Annotated in this window: 13 protein-coding genes; 8 read left to right on the forward strand and 5 right to left on the reverse strand. The window is 71.9% G+C overall.

Annotated features, from left to right (window positions below; genetic code table 11):
* Positions 1-78: 78 nt before the first annotated feature.
* Positions 79-3708, forward strand: coding sequence for a bifunctional glycosyltransferase/CDP-glycerol:glycerophosphate glycerophosphotransferase (locus IE134_RS20245; RefSeq protein ID WP_189431271.1), 3630 nt, complete (start codon positions 79-81; stop codon positions 3706-3708).
* Between the two features lie 87 nt (positions 3709-3795).
* Positions 3796-5019 carry a hypothetical protein gene (locus IE134_RS20250; protein WP_030708868.1) on the forward strand — a complete coding sequence of 408 codons (1224 nt, stop codon included), beginning with the start codon at positions 3796-3798 and terminating at the stop codon, positions 5017-5019.
* Positions 5020-5025: 6 nt separating this feature from the next.
* Here IE134_RS20250 and IE134_RS20255 read toward each other — a convergent pair whose 3' ends face one another.
* Complete coding sequence (locus IE134_RS20255; RefSeq protein ID WP_010062165.1) at positions 5026-5649, reverse strand: TetR/AcrR family transcriptional regulator; 624 nt, start codon at positions 5647-5649, stop codon at positions 5026-5028.
* A 151-nt stretch (positions 5650-5800) separates the two neighbouring features.
* Here IE134_RS20255 and IE134_RS20260 point away from each other — a divergent pair, with 151 nt between their 5' ends.
* Both IE134_RS20260 and IE134_RS20265 read left to right on the forward strand, forming a co-directional pair.
* Positions 5801-6748, forward strand: a complete 948-nt coding sequence (locus tag IE134_RS20260) for an ABC transporter permease (RefSeq protein WP_050513571.1) — start codon at positions 5801-5803, stop codon at positions 6746-6748.
* Positions 6741-7532 (forward strand): ABC transporter ATP-binding protein, encoded by a 792-nt coding sequence (locus IE134_RS20265; protein WP_030708872.1) that lies wholly within the window; start codon positions 6741-6743, stop codon positions 7530-7532. Before IE134_RS20260 ends, IE134_RS20265 begins: the two co-directional genes overlap by 8 nt.
* A 173-nt stretch (positions 7533-7705) precedes the next feature.
* On the opposite strand, the gene IE134_RS20270 is transcribed toward IE134_RS20265, so the two are convergent.
* On the reverse strand, positions 7706-12703 hold the full coding sequence (locus IE134_RS20270; RefSeq protein WP_097885259.1) for an NAD-glutamate dehydrogenase: 4998 nt from the start codon (positions 12701-12703) through the stop codon (positions 7706-7708).
* A gap of 454 nt (positions 12704-13157) precedes the next feature.
* On the opposite strand from IE134_RS20270, the gene IE134_RS20275 reads away from it, so the two are divergent.
* Entirely contained in the window at positions 13158-13769 is a 612-nt protein-coding gene (locus IE134_RS20275) for a DJ-1/PfpI family protein (RefSeq protein ID WP_097885260.1), read from the forward strand.
* Positions 13770-14051: 282 nt separating this feature from the next.
* Here the strand turns inward: IE134_RS20275 and IE134_RS20280 are convergent, their stop codons facing one another.
* Both IE134_RS20280 and IE134_RS20285 read right to left on the reverse strand, forming a co-directional pair.
* Complete coding sequence (locus IE134_RS20280) at positions 14052-14738, reverse strand: HAD family hydrolase (protein ID WP_030708877.1); 687 nt, start codon at positions 14736-14738, stop codon at positions 14052-14054.
* A 63-nt stretch (positions 14739-14801) separates the two neighbouring features.
* The gene (locus tag IE134_RS20285; protein ID WP_189431273.1) at positions 14802-15308 is read right to left on the reverse strand and encodes a DUF6912 family protein; all 507 of its coding nucleotides are present in this window, start codon (positions 15306-15308) and stop codon (positions 14802-14804) included.
* Between the two features lie 275 nt (positions 15309-15583).
* Between IE134_RS20285 and IE134_RS20290 the strand changes: the two genes are divergently transcribed.
* Positions 15584-16093 (forward strand): Rv3235 family protein, encoded by a 510-nt coding sequence (locus IE134_RS20290; RefSeq protein ID WP_030708881.1) that lies wholly within the window; start codon positions 15584-15586, stop codon positions 16091-16093.
* 68 nt (positions 16094-16161) lie between these two features.
* Here the strand turns inward: IE134_RS20290 and secA are convergent, their stop codons facing one another.
* Complete coding sequence (gene secA, locus IE134_RS20295; protein WP_098018106.1) at positions 16162-18978, reverse strand: preprotein translocase subunit SecA; 2817 nt, start codon at positions 18976-18978, stop codon at positions 16162-16164.
* Positions 18979-19217: 239 nt separating this feature from the next.
* On the opposite strand from secA, the gene IE134_RS20300 reads away from it, so the two are divergent.
* Both IE134_RS20300 and IE134_RS20305 read left to right on the forward strand, forming a co-directional pair.
* Positions 19218-19838, forward strand: a complete 621-nt coding sequence (locus IE134_RS20300) for a GNAT family N-acetyltransferase (protein WP_030708885.1) — start codon at positions 19218-19220, stop codon at positions 19836-19838.
* 65 nt (positions 19839-19903) lie between these two features.
* The gene (locus tag IE134_RS20305) at positions 19904-21091 is read left to right on the forward strand and encodes a winged helix-turn-helix domain-containing protein (RefSeq protein WP_098018103.1); all 1188 of its coding nucleotides are present in this window, start codon (positions 19904-19906) and stop codon (positions 21089-21091) included.
* The last annotated feature ends 1 nt before the right edge of the window (position 21092 follow it).

The following is a 21092-nucleotide window of genomic DNA, read 5'->3' on the forward strand; positions in this document are numbered from 1 at the left end:
GCGGGGTACGGACGCCCCGCATTCACCCGTTCGGGTCAGCGGCGGTGACCCCGGGACCCGGCCTCTGTTGACCAGGACATGAAGCCACCGCTCCTCAGCGTCGTCATCCCCGTCCACAACGTCGAGGACTACTTGGAGGACTGCCTGCGGTCGGTGGCGGAGCAGACCCTCGACGCGATCGAGGTGGTGATGGTCGACGACGGTTCGACGGACGCGAGCGGCCGGATCGCGGCGGAGTTCGCCGCCCGGGACGAGCGTTTCCGCCTGGTGCGGCAGCCGAACGCGGGCCTGAGCGCCGCCCGCAACACCGGCGTCCGGCACACCACGGCCACCGTGCCCTACCTGGCGTTCGCGGACAGCGACGACGTCGTCGTGCACGACGCGTACGAGCGGATGACGGCCGCGCTGGAGTCGAGCGGTTCCGATCTGGTGACCGGCAACGTGTGGCGGCTGACCGGGCAGGGGCGGCAGCAGGCCTGGCAGTACCGCTGGCTGACGGGCCCCCGGTCGCGTACGCACATCACCCGGGACCCGCGGCTGCTGGCCGACCGGGTGGCGTGGAACAAGGTGTTCCGCCGGTCCTTCTGGGAAGCGCACGCCTTCGCCTTCCCCGAGGGCAGGCTGTACGAGGACACCCCGGTCATGATCCCCGCGCACCATCTCGCGGGCTCGGTCGACGTCCTCGCCGAGCACGTCTACTACTGGCGGGTGCGCGAGGGCTCGATCACCCGGCGGCGTACGGACGTCACGGGCGTACGGGACCGGATCGCCGCGTGCGAGCAGGTCAGCGCGTTCCTGGGCGGCAGGGGCGCGGCGCAGCGGCGGGCGTACGACGCGTCCTGCCTCCGCGACGACTTCGGGTACTTCCTGGACGGCCTGCCGATGGGCGGCGAGGCGTACCGGACGGCGTTCCTGGAGGGCGCGGGGGCCTTCGTCGACCGGGCGGGTCCCCAGGTGCTGGAAGGTCTGCCGGTGGAGCTGCGCATCAAGTGGCAGCTGGTACGGGAGCGACGCCTGGCGGACCTGCTGGCGGTCCTCGCCTTCGAACGGGCCAACGGGCCGGGCACGTTCGCCGTCGAGGGCCTCCCGGGGCGACGGCGAGCGGTGTACCCCGGCGTGCGCGGCGCGAGCGCCCGGCTCGCGCGCACGGACATCCCGGCGGTCGCACGGCTCCTGGAGGCGCGGTGGGGCGCGGACGGGAAGCTGCGGCTGCGCGGCTACGCGTATCTGCGCAACCTCCCCGCCGGGTCGGCGCACCGGCGGCTGACGGTGGGCATGGTCCGGGCGGAGCGGGGACGAGCGGTGCGGCCGGTGCCGGTGCGGTCCGTTCCCGCACCCGAGGCGACGGTGAACTCCGGTCAGGAGCTGCACGGCTACGACCACGCGGGCTTCGAGATGGTCCTCGACCCGGACAGGCTGCCCGCGACGGCGGAGGGCGCCGGCTGGCTGGTGGGCCTGGTGCTCGCCGCCCCCGGGACGGTCCGCCGGGTCGCGGTGCGCGCGCAGGACGCGGGCGCGGACCAGCCGCTGGTGCACGACCTCGGCGACGGGCGGCGGGCGGTGCTGGACTTCCGGGGCGGCCGGCTGCGGCTGACGGTGTCACGCCTGCGGGCCCGGGCCGAGGGCCACCGGACGGTCGCCGCCGGGACGGCGGGGGCCTCGCTGGAGATCGCGGGCCGGCTCCTCGACGGGACGACGAGGGCCACGGCGGTGGTGCTGACCCGCGAGGACAGCGAGGAGTACTCCTGTGAGGTGGCGTACGGGGAGGGCTCCGGGCCGCAGGGTGGCGCACCCCGGCCGGACGCGGGCACCGCCGGGCCCGGCGGTGGCGCACCCCGGCCCGACGGGCTCGCGTTCACCGTGCGGGTGCCGCTCGCCGAACTCGCCGCCGTGCCGCCCGCCGTGCACCGGGCCCCCCGCGAGGTCGAGGCGGCGGACGCGCCACGGTGGCAGGTCCGGCTGCTGCTCGACGACGGCACCCGCGTCCCGCTGCCCGCCGCCCCGGACCTGCCGCCGCCCGCGTACGCGGACGCGGCGGGCGACCTGGTGCTGGACCTGGCGGGGCCGCCGTACGTGGACCGGGTGGACTCCACTCCGGAGGGGGGCCTGCGGATCTCGGGGACGTACGCCCCGTCGGCTCCGGGAGCGGGGGCAGGGACGGCGGACGCGCCCGGCGCGCGTCTCGTCCTGCGCCACGAGACGCTGCACGAGGTGATCCCGGTCGCGGAGGCCGAGGTGATCGACGCGCACGGCACTCCGGGTACCCCGGGCACCCGCCCCGCCCTCCGCTTCTCCGCGCTGATCGCCCCGCAGCTCCCGGAGGGCCGCTGGGAGGTCCGCCTGGACGGCCGCCCCGTCCACGTCCTCGGCTCCGCCGGCGCGCGGCTGCCCTGCGGCGGGGGCGAGGACGCGCTGCGCCTGGAGCGGCGGCACGGCGACCGGCTCTCCGTCGTCGCTCCGCCCGACCTCCCGGCCGCGGGGCAGAGCGCGTACAGCAGGCGGCTCCTGCGCGCCGCGCACCACCCCGGCCCGCGCACGCCCGGCGCGCTCTCCTCCGACCGGCGCACGCCCAGCACGCCCCGCACATCGCGCACGCTCCCGCTCCCCCTCCGCGACACCGTCCTCTACGCGGGCGGCGACTCCCCGCGCGCCGTCCACGCCGAACTCGTGCGCCGGGGCACAGACGCGGAGCATCTGTGGGTCACCGGTACCACCCCCGGCCGCACCACCCACGTCCCGCCCGGCGCGCGGGCGGTCCCCGTGCACAGCGCCGCCTGGTACGAGGCGCTGGCCCGCTCCCGCCGCATCGTCACGGACGAGCAGCTGCCCGTCTGGTTCGAGCGGCGGTCCGGGCAGACGGTCGTCCAGACCTGGCACGGCACCCCGCTCGGCCGGTTCGGCTCCGGTCTGGCGGACTCCCTCTACGCCGACCACCAGCACCTCGCCACCCTGCCGCAGCGGTCGGCCCAGTGGTCGGTACTGATCTCCCCGAGCCGCTTCGCCACCCCGTTGCTGCGCCGGTCGCTGTCGTACGACGGCGAGGTGCTGGAGGCCGGATCGCCCGCCAACGACGTGCTGTGCGCCCCCGACCGGGACAAGGCCGCCGAAGAGATCCGGCGCACGCTCGGCGTACCGGAGGAGCACCGCGTCGTGCTGTACGCCCCGACCTACCGCGACCACCTGGCCCATCCCCCGTCCGCCTCCCCCGATCGCACGGCCCCCGGCCCGTACCGCTGGGATCCGGCGCTCGACCCGCACGCCCTGGCCCGGGCGCTCGGCCCCGGCCACACGGTGCTGGTGCGCCGCCACCCCCGGGTCACCGGCAGCGTCCCGGCCGGGCCCGGCGTGCTCGACGTCTCGCACCACCCGGGGGCGGCGGGGCTGCTCCTGATCGCCGACGTCCTGGTGACGGACTACGCGGGGCTGATGTTCGACTTCGCGCTGACGGGCCGGCCGATGCTCTTCCACACGTACGACCTGGAGCACTACCGCGACACCGTGCGCGGCTTCTGCCTGGACTTCGAGACCCGGGCGCCGGGGCCGCTGCTGGTCACGACGGACGAGGTGGCCCAGGCCCTGCGCGACACGGGCGCGTCGGCGGCCCGCCACGCGGACGCGTACGAGAGCTTCCGCCGCGACTACTGCGACCTGGACGACGGCGGCGCGGCGGCCCGGGTCGCGGACCGGCTGCTGGCGGGCGCGGAGTAGGCCTGGGCCCGTCGCACGGAACACCCCGGAATCCCCCGGACGAGTGGCGGCGGGGAGAACGGGCCCGCCGCACGGAACCCATGAGGTGTGCCCCTCTTCTCCGCTGCCTCCGCCGCGTCCTCCGCCGCCGATCTCCCGCCCGCCGCGACCGCGGGCGACGGGGCCGAGAAGGCCGCCCGGCCGCCCCTGTGGCTGCCATCCCCGTACCTCGTGCTGGGCGGCCTGCTGTGGGCGGTGCTGTCGGCGGCGGCCTGGCAGGCTCCGCTGTGCTGCGAGGCCGGGCTCCAGGCGGCGGTCGTCGAACGGCTGCGGGTGAACCTGCTGCACCCGGCGTTCCCGATGACCGACCTGCCCGCCGTGGCGAGCGCCCACTACTCCCCGTACGCACTGCTCCAGGGTCTCGCCGCCCGCGCCACCGAACTCTCCGGCCCGTCCGTCGTGGCACTGGCCGCGTCGGTGAACCTGCTGCTCCTGCTCACCGGGATCGGCCGGCTGACCCGGCTGCTGACCCCGAACCGCTGGGTCCCGGTGCTCCTCCTCGTACCGCTGGGCCTGATCCACTGGGCGGACCCGGCCCGCTGGAGCGCGCCGACCACGTTCGCGGTCGCGGTCACCCTGCATCTGTGGGCGTGGACCGGCCGCGTGGCCGCCCGGGTGGCCGAGCGCGGTGATCCGGCACCCCGCCGGTCGCCCCGGTGGTTCGAGGCGGCCGGGATCGGGGTGCTGCTCGGGCTCGTCCTGCTGGTCCACCCGCAGACGGCGATCGGCGCGGCGATCGGGTGCCTCGCGCTGATCGCGTTCCGGACGCGGACCCGGATCCGGCCGACCGTGTGGCGGTGGGCGTTCGCCGCGGTGTGCGCGGTGACCTTGGCGGCGCTGTGGCCGTACTACAACGGGCTCACCGCGCAGCGCGCCCCCATCGACAGCCTGACGACAGCGCCTCCGGCGGCCGAGGGCGCGAAAGCGGCCGGTGAGCCGTACGCCTGGGCGACCGCGTACGTGCCCCGGGGCGAGGTGGTCCTGACGGACAGCCGTCCGGCGATGTACGCGCTGGCCGGGCACGGGGCGTACGTGCTGGCCGACGCCCTGCCGGACGCGGGGCTCGCGACCACGGAGCGGCGGGAGAGGAGCCGGGCGGTGGCCGCCTATCTCGACATGTCGACCCCGCAGGAGCGCCGGGACGGGATCACCGCGCGGTACGGGGTGCGATGGCTGCTGCTGACCCGGAACCAGCAGTTGCCGAAGAACGCGACGGTGCTGGCGTTCAGCCCGCGCACGGGCGAGGTGCTGGCACGGGTGGCGGCGGGCTGAGGATTCTCAGCCGGGGTAGCGGAGTGCGGCGACCGCCGAGGCGGCCAGATCGTCCAGGTAGCCCTTGGGGAGCTCGCCCCGGACGACGACGAGCCGCCAGTACAGCGGGCCGACGATCAGATCGAGCGCCCGGTCCGGATCGCTTCCCTCCGGCAGCTCCCCCCGGGCCACCGCCTCCCGGACCACGACAGCGGCGACGCCCTGCTGCTGGTCGAGGAGGGCCGCTTTGATCGCCTCGGAGATCTCCGGATTGCGGGCCGCCTCGACCAGCAGGTCCGGGATGACCTGCGAGGCGACGGGGTGGCGCAGGGCGTACGCGGCCAGTTCCAGGACGGCGCGCACGTCCCCGTACAGCGAACCGGTGGCCGGGGCGGGCATCCCCTGGGCGGCGACGGCCGCGACCAGGTCGAGGACGAGCGCCAGCTTGGACTTCCAGCGGCGGTAGACGGCGGTCTTGCCGACGCCCGCGCGCCGGGCGATGCCCTCGATGGACATCCGGGCGAACCCCACCGCGGCGAGCTCCTCGAAGACGGCGGCGCGGATGGCGTCGGTCACGTCCTCGCGCAGGACGGCGGCGCCTGCGGGGGCGCGGCGGCGGGTTCCCCGTTCGGTGGTCATGGCCCGCAGCATAGTCGGCCGCGACGAAACGGTTGCGTTGCGACGTGCAAGCGTCCTACTCTCAGCGTTACGACGATACGGTCCCGTCCCAACGAGGGCGTCCCTACGGGACCGTACCGTCCCGCCCCCCCATCGCCCCATCGGTGACGAAAGCGGTCGATCGTTGAGCCAGACAGCAGCCCCGCCCCCGGTGACCGCCCCTTCCGAGGGCGCCCCGGCCACCGCCGTTCCCACCTACGCCCCCGGTGAGCTGGCGGCCCTGGCCGCCCGGCACGGCCTGAAGGTCAGCGGCGCCCGGCCGTCGCTGCCCGCGTACGTCCGGCAGCTCTGGGGGCGCCGGCACTTCATCACGGCGTTCGCGACCGCCAAGCTGACGGCCCAGTACAGCCAGGCGAAGCTCGGCCAGATCTGGCAGATCATGACGCCGCTGCTGAACGCCACGGTCTACTACTTCATCTTCGGCGTCCTGATGAACACCAAGCACGGGGTGGAGGACTTCGTCCCGTTCCTGGTCACCGGGGTCTTCATCTGGACGTTCACCAGCAGCTCGATCACCGCGGGCACCCGGGCGATCAGCGGCAACATCGGCCTGGTGCGGGCCCTCCACTTCCCGCGCGCCTCGCTGCCGGTGGCGCTGGCGCTCCAGCAGCTCCAGCAACTGCTGTTCTCGCTCGGCGCGCTGACCCTGATCCTGCTGGCGTTCGGCCAGTACCCGCGTCCGACCTGGCTGCTGGCCGTCCCCGCGCTGGCGCTCCAGGCGCTGTTCAACACCGGCCTGTCGATGGCCATGGCCCGCCTGACGGCGAAGACCCCGGACATCGCCCAGCTGACCCCGTTCGTGCTGCGGACCTGGATGTACTCGTCCGGCGTGATGTGGAGCCTGGACCACCTGCTGGCCGGCGACCGGGTGCCGCGGGCGGTGCTGCTGGTGCTGGAGTACAACCCGGCGGCGCTCTTCATCAACCTCATGCGGTACGCGCTCATCGACAGCTACACGTGGGACCAGCTGCCGCCGCTGGCCTGGGCGGCCGCGGCCGGCTGGGCGCTGCTGTGCGGGGTGGCGGGATTCGTGTACTTCTGGAAGGCCGAGGAGACGTACGGACGTGGCTGACGACAGGAACACCCCCGGGGACCACCGGGTCCCGACGGTCGTCGTCGACGACGTCCACATCACGTACACGGTCAACGGCGCGCGTACGGGCAGGGGCAGCGCGACCTCGGCGCTCAGCCGCCTCACCTCGCGCCGCCGCACCCCCGGCGCACGCCAGGTGCACGCCGTGAAGGGGGTCAGCTTCGCCGCGTACAAGGGCGAGGCGATCGGCCTGATCGGCTCCAACGGCTCGGGCAAGTCGACCCTGCTCAAGGCGGTCGCGGGCCTGCTCCCGCCGACCCGGGGCAAGGTCCACACCCAGGGCCAGCCGTCGCTGCTCGGCGTGAACGCGGCGCTGATGGGCGACCTGACCGGCGAGCGCAACGTGGTGCTGGGCGGGCTGGCGATGGGCATGACCCGCGAGCAGATCCGCGCACGCTACGACGAGATCGTCGACTTCTCCGGCATCAACGAGAAGGGCGACTTCATCACGCTGCCGATGCGGACGTACTCCTCGGGCATGGGCGCGCGGCTGCGCTTCTCCATCGCGGCCGCCAAGAGCCACGACGTCCTCCTGATCGACGAGGCCCTGTCCACGGGCGACGCGAAGTTCCAGCGCCGCAGCAAGGATCGCATCAAGGAACTGCGCGCGGAGGCGGGCACGGTCTTCCTGGTCAGCCACAGCAACAAGTCGATCACCGAGACGTGCGACCGCGCGCTGTGGCTGGAGGCGGGCACGCTGAGAATGGACGGCCCGGCAAAGGAAGTGGTGAAGGCCTACGAGGCCTTCACCAACCGCAAGTAGCCGAACCCACCCGACCACATCCAGCCCGCCCGGCGCTTGAGGGCACCTTTCCCAGCCCGTCCGGCGCTTGAGGGCACCTTTCCCAGCCCGTCCGGCGCTTGAGGACGAAACCCCCACGCCGAGGGGCCGGCACCCACCAGGTACCGGCCCCTCAGACGTACGACAACCAACCCCTACGCGTGCGTACGCAACAATGTCCGCATCGTCCGCATGGCCACCGACAGATTCGCCAGATCGAACGCGTCCGACCCCTGGATCTCCTCCAGCGTCGACCGCGACCGAGCCAGGATCGCCGCGTTCTTCTCCTCCCACGCCCGGAAGCGCTCCTCCGGCGTGGACGACCCGTTCCCCACGCTCAGCACGTCCGACGTGAGCGCCGCGTGCGCCGCGTACAGGTCCTCGCGGATGGAGGCGCGGGCCATCGACTGCCAGCGGTCGGCCCGCGGCAGCTCGATGATCCGGTCCATCAGCTGCGTGATCCGCAGCCGGTCCGCGAGGTCGTAGTAGACCTCGGCGACCTCCAGCGGATCCCGCCCCGTACGGTCGGCGATGGCCACGATGTCCAGCGCCGGGAAGGCGGAGGAGAACCCGGCCACCCGGGCCGCCAGCTCGTCCGGCACGCCCGCGGCCGTCAGCTCGTCGAGGATCGAGTGGTACCAGTCCAGATCCGCACCGCGCACCAGCTTCGGCAGCTCGTCCCAGACCCGCGCGACCCCGTCCCGGAACCCTTCGATGGTCTCGGCGATGGCGACGGGCTGCGGCCGGTTGCCCAGCAGCCAGCGCGAACCGCGCTCGACCAGCCGCCGCGAGTGCAGCCGGATCCGGGTCTGGACGTCGGCGGCGACCTTGTTGTCGAGCGCCTCGACCGCGTCCCACACCTCCGAGAGACCGAAGATCTCGCGGGCGGTGAACTGGGCCCGGACGATCTCCTCGATCGACGCCCCGGTCTCCTCCCGCAGCCGGTGCAGGAAGGTCGAACCGGCTGTGTTGACCGTGTCGTTGACCAGGACCGTCGTGATGATCTCGCGCCGCAGCGCGTGCCCGTCGACCGCCTCGGGGAACCGCTCGCGCAGCGCGCTCGGGAAGTAGGCGTGCACCAGCTTCTGCAGGTGCGGGTCGTCCGGCAGGACGGTGGAGATCAGCTCGTCCGCCGTCGTGATCTTCGTGTAGGCGAGCAGGACCGCCAGCTCGGGCTGGCTGAGGCCCTTCTCGTTGCTGAGCAGCTCCCGGATGTGCCGGTCGGCGGGGAGGAACTCCAGCGCCCGGTCCAGCGCGCCGTCCCGCTCCAGCCGGCGCATGAAGCGCTGCTGGGCGTGGAGCAGCGAGGGCGCCTGTGCGGAGGCGTTGGAGAGGGCGACGTTCTGCGCGTAGTTGTTGCGCAGGACGAGCGCGCCGACCTCGTCGGTCATGTCGGCGAGCAGCTTGTTGCGCTGCTTGACGGTCATGTCGCCGTCCCGGACGAGACCGTTGAGCAGGATCTTGATGTTCACCTCGTGGTCGGAGGTGTCCACACCGGCGCTGTTGTCGATCGCGTCGGTGTTGATCCGGCCGCCGTTGCGGGCGAACTCGATCCGGCCGAGCTGGGTGGCGCCGAGGTTGCCGCCCTCGCCGACGACCTTGGCCCGCAGGTCCTCGCCGTTGACACGGATCGCGTCGTTGGCCTTGTCGCCGACGTCGGCGTTCGACTCGGCGACGGCCTTGATGTAGGTGCCGATGCCGCCGTTCCACACCAGGTCGACAGGCGACTTGAGGATGGTCTGCATCAGGTCGGCGGGCGTCATCTTGCTCACCGACGCGTCGATGCCGAGCGCCTCGCGGATGTGCGCGTTGAGCGGGATCGACTTGGCACTGCGCGGGTGGATGCCGCCGCCCGCCGAGAGCAGGTCGGTGTCGTAGTCGGCCCAGGAGCTGCGCGGCAGATCGAACAGGCGGCGCCGCTCGGCGTACGAGGTGGCGGCGTCCGGGTTCGGGTCGATGAAGATGTGCCGGTGGTCGAAGGCGGCAACGAGGCGGATGTGCTCGGAGAGCAGCATGCCGTTGCCGAAGACGTCACCGGACATGTCGCCGACGCCGACGACGGTGAAGTCCTCGGTCTGGGTGTCGTGGCCCAGCTCCCGGAAGTGCCGCTTGACGGACTCCCAGGCGCCTCGGGCCGTGATGCCCATGCCCTTGTGGTCGTAGCCGGCCGAACCGCCGGAGGCGAACGCGTCGCCGAGCCAGAAGTTGTAGGCGACGGCGACCTCGTTGGCGATGTCGGAGAAGCTCGCGGTGCCCTTGTCGGCGGCGACGACGAGGTAGGTGTCGTCCTCGTCGTGGCGGACGACGTCGGTGGGCGGCACGACCTCGCCTGCGACCATGTTGTCGGTGATGTCGAGCAGCGCGGAGATGAACGTGCGGTAGGCGGCGATGCCTTCGGCGAACCAGGCGTCGCGGTCCACGGACGGGTCCGGGAGCTGCTTGGCGACGAAGCCGCCCTTGGCGCCGACGGGCACGATGACGGTGTTCTTCACCATCTGCGCCTTGACCAGTCCCAGGATCTCCGTACGGAAGTCCTCACGCCGGTCCGACCAGCGCAGACCGCCGCGGGCGACCTTGCCGAAGCGCAGGTGGACGCCCTCCACGCGCGGCGAGTAGACCCAGATCTCGTACGCCGGCCGGGGCGCGGGCAGATCCGGGATGGCCTGCGGGTCGAACTTCATCGACACGTAGGAGTGCGGCGTGCCGTCCTCCGTGTGCTGGAAGAAGTTGGTGCGCAGGGTGGCCTTGATGACGGTGAGGAAGGACCGCAGGATCCGGTCCTCGTCGAGCGAGGCGACCTGGTCCAGGGCCCCGTCCAGCTCCTCCAGGAGCCCGTCGGTCAGCTCGGTGCCGGCGCTCTGCCTGCCGGGCGACATGCGGGCCTCGAAGAGCGAGACGAGCAGCCGGGTGGTGTGGACGTTGTTGCGGAGCGTGGACTCCATGTAGTCCTGGCTGAAGGTCGAACCGGCCTGCCGCAGGTACTTCGCGTAGGCGCGCAGGACCATGGCCTGGCGCCAGTTCAGCCCGGCGCCGAGGACCAGCGCGTTGAAGCCGTCGTTCTCCGCCTCGCCCTTCCAGACGGCGGCGAAGGCCTCCTGGAAGCGGGCGCGGGCGTCGTCGGCGAGGTAGCCGCCGTTGCCGTTGACCAGGGGCATCCGCAGCCCGAAGTCGTAGATCCAGGCGTGGGTGCGGTCTGCGCAGCGCAGCTCGTACGGCCGCTCGTCGACGACCTCGACACCGAGCTGCTGGAGCGCCGGGAGGACGGCGGAGAGGGAGACCTGCTCGCCGGTCCGGTAGATCTTGAAGCGGCGCTCACCGGGGCCCGCGCCGACGGGCTCGTACAGGCTGAGGGCGAAGTCCTTCTCACCCTCCCGGAGAGTTTCGAGGTGGACCAGGTCGGAGACGGCCGCGCGCGGCGAGTGGTCGGCCTTGTAGCCCTCGGGGAACGAGTGGCCGTACTGGCGCTGGAGTTCGGCGCCGCGCTCCTCGCCCAGCTCGGCGGTGAGCGCCTCCTGGAAGCCGTCGGCCCAGGAGCGGGCGGCCTCGACGAGGCGGGCCTCGATGCGGTCGGCGTCGGCGTCGGTGAGGTGCGGCAGCTCGGTGCCGGCGGGGACCCGGATGACGAAGTGCAGCCGGGAGAGGATCGACTCGGTGTTCCAGGCGGTGAAGTCGACGCTGTTCCCGCCGAGCTCCTCCTTGAGGATGTCGATCAGCCGCAGGCGCACGGCGGTGGTGTAGCGGTCGCGCGGCAGGTAGACGATCGCGGAGTAGTAGCGTCCGTACTCGTCCTGGCGCAGGTAGAGCCGCAGCCGGCGGCGCTCCTGGAGGTAGAGGACGGAGGTCGCGATGGCGCGGAGCTGGTCGACGGGCGTCTGGAACAGCTCGTCGCGCGGGTAGGTCTCCAGGATCTGGAGCAGGTCGCGCCCGTCGTGGCTGTTGTACGAGAATCCGGCGCCCTCGACGACCTCGGCGACCTTGCGGCGGATGACGGGCACCCGGCGCACGGACTCGGTGTAGGCGGCGGAGGAGAACAGGCCGAGGAAGCGCCGCTCGCCGACGACGTTGCCCTTGGCGTCGAACTTCTTCACGCCGACGTAGTCGAGGTAGCTGGGGCGGTGCACGGTGGCCCGGCTGTTGGCCTTCGTCAGGACGAGGAGCTTGTGCTCGCGGGCCTTGGCGCGGACGTCGGCGGGCAGCCGGTCGAAGGACGGGCTGACCGGGTGGGCCTCGTCCTCGCTGTGCTGCGGGTCGGAGCGCAGGATGCCGAGCCCGGTGCCGGGGACGGCGGCGAGCGCGTCGCTGTCCTTCAGCTCGTACTCGCGGTAGCCGAGGAAGGTGAAGTGGTCGGCGGCCAGCCAGCGCAGCAGCTCGCGGGCCTCCTCGACCTCCTCGTCGGCGAGGTCGTCGAGGGGCTCACCCGGCAGGTCGTCGGCGATCCGGAGGGCGGCGTCGCGCATCTTCCCCCAGTCCTCGACGGTCTCCCGTACGTCGGACAGGACGCGCAGCAGGTCGGCGGTGATCTGCTGGAGGTCGGCGCGGTCGGTCTCGCGGTCGATCTCGACGTGGATCCACGACTCGACGAGCGCGTCGTGCGGCAGCTCGCTCTGCTCGCTCTTGGACTTCTTCCGTCCCTCGGCCTTCGGGGTGCCGGGGCCGCCGGAGAGGACCTCGATGAGCTTGCCGGTGACATCGCGGCGGACGGTGACCTGCGGGTGGATCACGAGGTGGATGCCGCGGTCCTGCCGGGACAGCTCGTTGGTGACGGAGTCCACGAGGAAGGGCATGTCGTCGGTGACGACTTCGACGACGGAGTGGCTGCAGGCCCAGCCGTTCTCCTCGACGGTCGGGGTGTGCACCCGGACGTTCGCGGTGCCCTGGGGGCGGTTCTCGGCCAGCCGGTAGTGCGAGGCGGCCGCGCCGAAGACGTCGACCGGGTCACGGCCGCTGAGGTCTTCCGGAGCCGTATGCAGGTAGTAGCGCTGGAGGTAGGCGAGCACCGTGTCCTGACCGGCGGAGGCGTCGGCCCCGGCGGCGGAGACCCGCGCCCGGGGGGCACCTCCCGGGCCACCGACACCACCGCCCGGACCGTTGTCAGCTACCTTGGCGGCCCCTGCGAGCAGCTCGGCCTTGGCTTCGTCCAGCTTGGTCTGCATGTCCTCTGGCTCCTGTCGCGCGCCGTTGCGTGACGTAGGTGAGAAAAGCGACGTACCGCCACGACGCGGGGTTTCCGGTCTGGGTCGACGCTATGCCGCTTCGAGAGTTCCCCGGGACCACATGGGCCATTTTTGACGGCCGGTCCGGAGTCGGGAGATCGCGGATCGCCCGGGTGCTGTGGCACTCCGGGCGGCGGCCGGGGGCTTCGCTGCCCCCGAGGCGTATCGCGCTGATCACCGCACCAGGCTATCTCTCCCGCACCCCACCGCGTCATGAGCTGCTTGTGTACAAAAGAACCCCCCGAACTTTGACACTCTGGACAGTGCGCCGCGCCGCCTTGGCGAACCTCCGGAACCGGGGCAATCTGTGGATAACGCCTGAATCAGGCCCCGGCGGACCCGCGAGCCGTCCCGACCCGACCTGCCGGGGCCGATCGCCCCCGAGGAGTCCGCCATGCCGCAGAAGATCCTCATCGTCACCGGCGACGCCGCCGAGTCGCTCGAAGTGCTCTACCCGTACCAGCGGCTGCTGGAGGAGGGGTACGAGGTCGACATCGCGGCCCCCGAGCGCAAGACGCTGCGCTTCGTGGTCCATGACTTCGAGCCCGGCTTCGACACGTACACGGAGAAGCCCGGCTACACCTGGCCCGCCGACCTGTCCTTCTCCGAGGTCGACCCCGGGGCCTACATCGCCCTGGTGATCCCCGGCGGCCGGGCCCCCGAGTACCTCCGCAACAACGCCGAGCTGCGGAAGATCGTCGGCGCCTTCTTCTCCGCGGACCGCCCGGTGGCCCAGATCTGCCACGGCCCCCTGATCACCGCCGCCACCGGCAACCTCAGCGGCCGCGCGGTCACGGCGTACCCGGCCCTGGAACCGGACATGCAGAGCGCGGGCGCGACGTTCCAGGACACGGAGGCGGTGGTGGACGGCCCCCTGGTCTCGTCGCGGGCCTGGCCGGACCACGCGGCATGGATGAGGGAGTTCCTGAGGGTGCTCCGCTCAAGCCGGCCGGACACCCCTTCCAGCCCGCCGGGCACCCCTTCAAGCCCGTCCGGCACCGCTTAAAGCCCGTCCGGCGATGGAGGACATCTTTCCCACCGGGAAGCGCCGCACCTTCAAGCCCGCCCGAGCACACCATCCAGCCCGTCCGGCGCTTGAGGACATCTTTGGGCTCAGCCACACCCCGGCCCGCGCAGGGGCACATTCCCAGCCCGCCCGGGCAACTCCCCAGCCCGCCCGGCGCTTGAGGGCATCGTTTCCAGCCCGTCCGGCGCTTGAGGACCGGGGCCCGGGGCAGCGCCCCGAAGACCCGCACCACCGCACCCCGCACCACCCCCCGAAAAACCCTTACGCGGCAAACGTCTCCGCCAACGCCACCGCCTCCCCCAGACTGTCCACCACCGGCACCCCCGCCCCCTCCAGACTGCTCCGGCTGTGCGACCCCCCGGTGTACAGCACCGCCCGCGCCCCCACATGCGCCGCCGCCACCGCATCGTCCAGCGCGTCCCCGATGACCACCACGTTCTCGGGCGAGAACCCGTCCACGCCGCCCGCCCCGGCCAGCGCGGCGAAGTGCCGCTCCATGTGCAGCGCCTTGCTCCCGCCGGACGGCCCCGTACGCCCCTCGACGCGGACGAACCGCGGCTCGATCCCGTACCCCCGCACCACCGGCACCAGCTGCTCATGCCCGTACATGCTCAGGAGCGACTGACTGCGCCCGGCCCGCTGCCACGCGTGCAGCAGCTCCTCCGCCCCGGCGGTGAGCCCACAGGCCGCCCGCTGCTCCGTGTAGTACCGGTGGAAGACGCCGTCCATCCGCTCCCATTCGGCCTCCGTGGGCAGCCGGCCCAGGAACCGCTCGTAGAACCGGGGTATGGGGATGGTGTACATCTCCCGGTACTGCTCCAGCGTGATCGGTGCCAGCTCGACCTCCGCGAACGCGGCGTTCGTCGCCTGGATGACCGCATGCGTGTCGTCGAGCAGCGTGCCGTTCCAGTCCCAGACCAGATGTGTGCGTGTCGTCCCGGAAGTCATACAGAGAAAAATACCCGCCGGGTCCGACAGCCCCGCCGGCTCAGCGCGAGCCCGGCGCCCGGCTCAGCGGATGAGCTGCGGAATCTCCTGGACGCCGAACCAGAGCAGCTCGTGGTCCTCGGCCCCGTCCACCGTGAACTGCGCGTCGTCGTCCCCGAGGTCCGCCGCCCCCAGGGCCGCCGCCGCGGCGGTCACGTCCTTCTCCGCGTCGTCTGCGTCCACGTGCACCGCCGCCGCCTTGGCCAGCGGCAGCGCGGCGGCGATCTGCACCTCGCCGAGCGACGCCGCGCTCAGCCCGTTGTCCGGGTCGGCGACGGCGGACCCGTCCGGTACGTCGACGGCGACGACGACCCGGCGGCGCACCTCGTCCGGGTTCCCGGCGATCATTCGGAGCGAGGCGGCGGCGGCCCGGTTGAGCGCCGCGTACTCCAGTTCCTCGATGTCGTCGGAGACGTACCACTCCCGCAGCCCGGGGGTGACCGCGTAGGCGGTCAGCGGTCCGGGCCCGACCTCGCCCGCACCGTGCGCCGCTGCGAGACCGGAAAGGGTCAGGGGGACGTACACGCGCATGGCAGGTCGCTTTCGTAGGGGGAAACGTCCTCAGGATACGTGGGAGCGTCCCCTTTCGGGTTTCGGCAACCGGGGGCCTCCGTCCACGGCCGACGCCCCGTCACCCCCACCGTCGCCCTTGCCCGGCAAGGGCCGAGCCACGGATAGGTGAAACGGCCCGCGCCGGATCGGCGCCAGGAGGGCCCTTGCGTCGCTGACGACCGCCCCCGTAGAAGATCCCCAACAAAGTTACCGCCCGGTAGAAGCCCGGGCCCGGTCAACGGGGGCGATGGATCATGAGCACGGACAGGACGAGGCCCGCAGGACGACGCGACCAGAGCGGCCCTCGATCGGCACCAAGCGGTCCTCGATCGGCGTCGAACGGCCCGCGGTCGACCCCGGGCGGCCCCCGGTCGGTGCCGCCGCAGCGGTCCCGCAGGCTCCAGCCCCACCGGCCGCTGCGCCCGCACCAGTGGTTCGCCGAGCGTCTGCTCGCGGTCCTCAGCGGCCAGCGCCCGGTGCACTGGATGCTCGGCCACACCATCGGCGAGGCCTACGACCAGCTCGCCGAACTGGCCCCCAGCACCCCGCTGAGGGCCACCCACGGCAGCCGCCCGGTCCTCCGCCACTGCCGCGGCGCGCAGCCCGCCACCGGGGTGGTCGAGGCGTTCGCCAGCATCGCCGCGGGCGACCGGGTGCGGGCGATGGCGTTCCGGCTGGAGCAGGGCGCCGACCAGCGCTGGCGCTGCGCCGCCGTGGAGCTGGGCGGCGAACGCCTCACGGCCGGCGCCCCGGGCTGCCGGTGACCCGGCAGACGCGGCAGGGGCCGGACACCGCGTGGTGTCCGGCCCCTGCCGGGGTACTGACCCTGCTGCTACTTCTTGCGACGGCGACCGCCGCCACCGCTCTTCTGCGCCTTGCGGCGCTCGGCACGCGTCAGGCCGTCGGCCGACCGCGTGGCGCCGGAGGCATCGTCGTTGGCGAAGTCGCCCTCGACGACACCGCCCTCGCCGTCCACCGTGGGAGCGGAGAAGTGGAGCCGGTCCGGCCGCTGCGGGGCCTCCAGGCCCTTGGCGCGGATCTGCGGGGCAGCGGCGGCACCCTCCTTCTCCAGGGAGGGACGCTCGGCGCCGTCCTGCACCGGAACCTCCTCGACCTGCTGCTCGACCTGGACCTCCAGGTTGAACAGGTAGCCGACGGACTCCTCCTTGATGCCCTCCATCATGGCGTTGAACATGTCGAAGCCCTCGCGCTGGTACTCGACCAGCGGGTCCTTCTGCGCCATGGCCCGCAGGCCGATGCCCTCCTGGAGGTAGTCCATCTCGTAGAGGTGCTCGCGCCACTTGCGGTCGAGCACCGAGAGGACGACGCGGCGCTCCAGCTCACGCATGATGTCGGAGCCGAGGGTGCTCTCGCGCTCCTCGTACTGCTCGTGGATGTCGTTCTTGACCGACTCGGCGATGAACTCGGCGGTGACGCCCGCCAGGTCCCCGGCCGCCTCCTCCAGCTCCTCGACGGTGACCTTCACCGGGTAGAGCTGCTTGAAGGCACCCCACAGCCGGTCCAGGTCCCACTCCTCGGCGAAGCCCTCGGCGGTCTCCTGCCGGATGTAGTCGTCGATCGTGTCGTCCATGAAGTGCCGGATCTGCTCCTGCAGGTCCTCGCCCTCCAGAACGCGGCGGCGCTCGCCGTAGATGACCTCGCGCTGCCGGTTGAGCACCTCGTCGTACTTCAGGACGTTCTTACGCGTCTCGAAGTTCTGCTGCTCGACCTGCGACTGGGCGGAGGCGATGGCACGGGTGACCATCTTGTTCTCGATCGGGACGTCGTCCGGGACGTTCGCCATCGACATGACGCGCTCGACCATCTGGGCCTTGAACAGGCGCATCAGGTCGTCGCCCAGCGACAGGTAGAAACGGGACTCGCCCGGGTCGCCCTGACGGCCGGAACGACCGCGCAGCTGGTTGTCGATACGGCGCGACTCGTGGCGCTCGGTGCCCAGCACGTAGAGCCCGCCGAGGTCCTTGACCTCTTCGAACTCCGCCTTCACGGCCTGCTCGGCCGCCTCCAGCGCGGCGGGCAGCGCGGCCGCCCACTCCTCGACGTTCTCCACCGGGTCGAGGCCGCGCTGGCGCAGCTCCGCCTCGGCGAGGTCGTCCGGGTTGCCGCCGAGCTTGATGTCGGTGCCTCGTCCGGCCATGTTCGTCGCGACGGTGACGGCGCCCTTGCGGCCCGCCTGAGCGACGATCGTCGCCTCCCGGTCGTGCTGCTTGGCGTTGAGGACCTCGTGCTGGACGCCGCGCTTGGAGAGCTGCTGCGAGAGGTACTCCGACTTCTCGACCGAGGTGGTGCCGACCAGGATCGGCTGGCCCTTCTCGTGCTTCTCCGCGATGTCGTCGACCACCGCGGCGAACTTCGCGACCTCGGTGCGGTAGATCAGGTCCGACTGGTCGGCGCGGACCATCGGCCGGTTCGTCGGGATCGGCACCACGCCGAGCTTGTAGATCTGGTGGAACTCGGCGGCCTCGGTCATCGCCGTACCGGTCATGCCGGAGAGCTTGTCGTAGAGGCGGAAGAAGTTCTGCAGGGTGATCGTGGCGAGGGTCTGGTTCTCGTCCTTGATGTCCACCCCTTCCTTAGCCTCGATCGCCTGGTGCATGCCCTCGTTGTAGCGGCGGCCGGCGAGGATACGGCCGGTGTGCTCGTCGACGATCATGACTTCGCCGTCGATGACGACGTAGTCCTTGTCCTTCTTGAACAGTTCCTTCGCCTTGATGGCGTTGTTCAGATAACCGACGAGCGGGGTGTTCACCGACTCGTAGAGGTTGTCGATGCCGAGCCAGTCCTCGACCTTGGCGACGCCGGACTCGTGGATGGCCACGGTCCGCTTCTTCTCGTCGACCTCGTAGTCGCCGGTCTCCTCGATGCCCTTGAGCTGGTTGCCCGCCTCGCCCTTGGTGAGGCGCGTGACCAGCTTGGCGAAGTCGCCGTACCACTTGGTGGCCTGATCGGCCGGGCCGGAGATGATCAGCGGCGTACGGGCCTCGTCGACGAGGATCGAGTCGACCTCGTCGACCACGGCGAAGTTGTGGCCGCGCTGGACGAGCTCGTCCTTGGACCACGCCATGTTGTCGCGGAGGTAGTCGAAGCCGAACTCGTTGTTCGTGCCGTACGTGATGTCGCAGGCGTACTGCTCACGGCGCTGGGCCGGCGTCATGTTGGCGACGATGCAGCCGACGGACAGACCCAGGAACTTGTGGACCCGGCCCATCAGCTCGGAGTCACGCTCGGCGAGATAGTCGTTCACCGTGATCAGGTGCACGCCCTTGCCGGAGAGCGCGTTCAGATACGTGGGCAGGGTGCCGACGAGGGTCTTGCCCTCACCGGTCTTCATCTCGGCCACATAGCCGAGGTGCAGGGCGGCTCCACCCATCATCTGTACGTCGTAGTGGCGCTGTCCGAGGACGCGCTTCGCGGCCTCACGGACCGTGGCGAACGCTTCGGGAAGCAGGTCGTCCAGGCTCTCGCCGTCCGCGTACCGTTCCTTGTACTCGTCGGTGAGCGCCCGCAGCTCGGCGTCGGAGAGGTTGACGAAGTCCTCTTCGATGGAGCTGACCTGGTCCGCGATGCGGTGCAGTTTGCGCAGGATCTTGCCTTCGCCTGCACGCATGAGCTTGTTGAAGACGGACACTGAGGCTGGTCTCCTTGCCGGTCGGGCCTGGCACTGGGTCGTGTAATGGACTCTGGCGCGGGCACGGCAGGTGGGCCCCACCGCAACGGCCATCGTAAGCGAGGACACCACCGCGTCGGGAGGGCTGCCGTCGCGTGGACCTCACCGCACCCTTATAAGACAACGGTCCAGAGGCACGGAAGGTGCCGGGAAGCCCGAAAGTGCTCGCATCACGGCGGCCTGCTCACGAGAATCGGCCCATGGAGCCGATCACCCTCACCACGGAACGCCTGGTCCTGCGGCCTTTCGGCCCGCAGGACACCCACCGGGTGCACGCCGCCTGCCAGGACCCGGACATCCAGCGCTGGACGGTGATCCCCTCCCCGTACCGCCTCACCGACGCGGAACTGTTCACCACGACGCTCGCCCCGGCGGGCTGGCAGGACGACTCCGCCTACGGCTTCGCCCTGACCCTGCGGGGGAACGGGACGCTCGTCGGGGCGCTCGGCATCGACCGCCGCAGCCGTCCGGGGACGTACGAGGTGGGCTACTGGTCCACCAGGGAGCACCGCGGCAACGGCTACGCCACCGAGGCGGTGCTCGGCTCCGCCCGCTGGGCCTTCGTCTCGCTCGGGGCGGACCGGCTGGAGTGGCGGGCCGAGATCGGCAATCTCGCCTCGCGGGCCGTCGCCCTGCGGGCGGGGTTCCGGCTGGAGGGCGAACAGCGGTCCGGGCTGCTCAACAAGGGCGTGCGGCGTGACGCCTGGACGGCGGCCCTGCTCCCGTCCGACCTCGGGCTCGCGGGCAGCCACCCGTACGTCCCCGGGCGGCACGCGCCCCGGCCCGACGGAGCCCAGGATTCCGTACGCCGGCCCGCCTGACCCCCGTGATCCCAGGGGCGGATTCCGGGGCCGGACTGTCAGTGGCGCCGTCTAGGGTTCGACGTATGACGCCTGTGCCTCCTCCCGCAGTCGAACTCTCCGCCGACCAGGCCCGCCGCATAGCCCTGCGCGCCCAGGGCTTCCTGGGGGCCCCGGACCGCCGGGCAGGGGTGCCGGGGGTGCTGCGCCACCTCGGCGCGGTCCAGCTGGACACGATCTCGGTGCTGGCCCGCTCGCACGAGCTGATCCCCTACGCCCGGCTCGGCTCGGTGGGCCGCCGGACGGTGGAGGACGCCTACTGGTCGGGCGGCCGCACTTTCGAGTACTGGTCGCACGCCGCGTGCATCCTGCCCGTCGAGGAGTGGCCGCACTTCGCGTTCCGCCGCCGCGCCTACCGCTCCCGCCCGCACTGGCACCACGATCTGCCCGACGGCGTGTACGACACCGTGATCAAGCAGCTGCGCGACGAGGGCCCGCTGACGGCCACCGAACTGGGCGGCGCGAAGAACGGCGGCGAGTGGTGGGACTGGTCGGCGTCCAAGGTCGCCGTCGAGCGGGCCCTGATGTACGGCGAGGTGGTGTGCACCGAGCGGCGCGGCTGGAAGCGGATCTACGACCTGGCCGAGCGGGCCATTCCGGATGCCCTGCTGCACGACGAGCTGAGCGACGCCGAGTGCCGGCGGCGGCTGGTGGCGCTGGCGGGCAGGTCCCTGGGCGTCGGCACCCGTAGCGACATCGCGGACTACCACCGGCTGAAGGGCGAGGAGTTCGACGCCGTGGTGGCGGACTCGGGGCTGGTCCCGGTCGTGGTGGAGGGCTGGACGAAGCCCGCCTGGGCGGACCCGGAGGCCCTCGCCAAGGAGCCGCGCGGCCGCCACCGTACGACGCTGCTGTCGCCGTTCGACTCCCTGATCTGGGAGCGGGCGCGCACGGAGCGGATCTTCGACTTCACGCATCGGCTGGAGGCCTACGTGCCCAAGCAGAAGCGGATCCACGGCTATTTCGCGATGCCGTTGCTGGCGGGCGGGAAGCTCCAGGGCCGGGTCGACCCGGCGCGCGAGGGCACCACGCTGGTCGCCAAGCAGGCGTCGTTGGCCAGCCCGAAGGCGGTGATCCCGATGGCCGAGGCGCTGGTGGAGGCGGCGGCCTGGGTGGGCTGCACGGACATCCGGGTCGACCGGGTGGACGCGCCGGAGTTGCGCGAGCCGCTCCGGACGGAGATCGGCCACGCGTTCCGGCGCGCCTTTCGCTGAC

The sequence above is a fragment of the Streptomyces rubiginosohelvolus genome (assembly GCF_014649875.1).
GTDB lineage: Bacteria > Actinomycetota > Actinomycetes > Streptomycetales > Streptomycetaceae > Streptomyces > Streptomyces rubiginosohelvolus.